The sequence below is a fragment of the Vibrio sp. 1731 genome (assembly GCF_033339955.1).
Taxonomy (GTDB): Bacteria; Pseudomonadota; Gammaproteobacteria; order Enterobacterales; family Vibrionaceae; genus Vibrio; species Vibrio alginolyticus.
The window spans coordinates 1-1,115 of record NZ_JAWOVO010000142.1; the positions used below are offsets into that span (position 1 = coordinate 1).

The following is a 1,115-nucleotide window of genomic DNA, read 5'->3' on the forward strand; positions in this document are numbered from 1 at the left end:
TTTTACCGACGTATTCGACAAAGGTATGGCGTTCAACTCCATCACGGGTACAGGCAAAATCCAAGATGGTGTGTTCATCACCAATGATATTGTGATGGATGCGCTAGCTGGTGAAATGCAAATTCGTGGTATTGCAAACATGACCACCAGAATGGTGGATGCGGAAGTGAAGTTTACGCCGGATATTACGTCAGGGTTACCAATGTTGACGGCGTTTGCGGTAGCCCCTCAAACCGCTCTGTACGTGCTGGCGATTTCCACGGTGATTTCTCCTGTTGTAGAGGTGTTCACCCAAGTGAATTACGAGGTCAAAGGCCCGTTAGATTCACCAACCGTAAAAGAGATTTCACGTAGTAAAGGCGAATACAAGCTGCCAGAAAAACTGCGTGAGCAGGCTAAATAGATCGCCCGACTAAGTGGTAGAAGGAAGAGAACACATGGAACGTGTTGGCATCATTCAAATGACATCGGGGCCTGATATTCAGGCGAATTTGGACTTTATTGACCAGCAATGTACTTTGGCGGCCAATCAAGGAGTGAAGCTGGTGCTCACGCCGGAAAATGCGGTGTTGTTTGCCAGTCGAGAAGAGTACCATCAACATGCAGAGCCGTTAGGTAGCGGTGCTATTCAAGAGCGTTTAGCCAATATCGCGAAGAGTCATCAACTGACGCTTGTCGTTGGTAGTATGCCGATTCAAACCGCGCGAGGTGTGACAACGACGACGCTCGTTTTACCACCTCACGGAAAATGCATTGCCCATTATGACAAGCTGCATATGTTTGATGTCGATGTAGAAGATGGCCATGGTAGCTACCGAGAGTCAGATACTTTCACCGCGGGCAACCAAATTGTGGTGGCAGAAACGGATATCGGCAGCGTCGGCTTGAGCATTTGTTACGACGTTCGTTTCCCCGAATTGTACAAAGCACTGCGTTTAGCGGGGGCGGATATCATTGTTGTTCCCGCCGCGTTTACTGCGGTTACTGGGCAAGCTCACTGGGAAGTGTTGCTGCGAGCTCGAGCAATTGAAACGCAATGTTGGATTTTAGCCAGTGGACAAACGGGAACACACCCTTGCGGTCGTAAAACGTGGGGGCATTCCATGGTGATTGAC

Annotated in this window: 2 protein-coding genes; both read left to right on the forward strand. The window is 49.2% G+C overall.

Going from position 1 to position 1,115, the window contains the following annotated elements:
- A partial coding sequence (locus R7035_RS25765) for an AsmA-like C-terminal region-containing protein (RefSeq protein WP_318146386.1) occupies positions 1–403 on the forward strand: 403 nt, incomplete at its 5' end.
- 34 nt (positions 404–437) lie between these two features.
- On the forward strand, positions 438–1,115 hold a 678-nt coding region (locus R7035_RS25770), incomplete at its 3' end, for a carbon-nitrogen hydrolase family protein (RefSeq protein ID WP_318146387.1).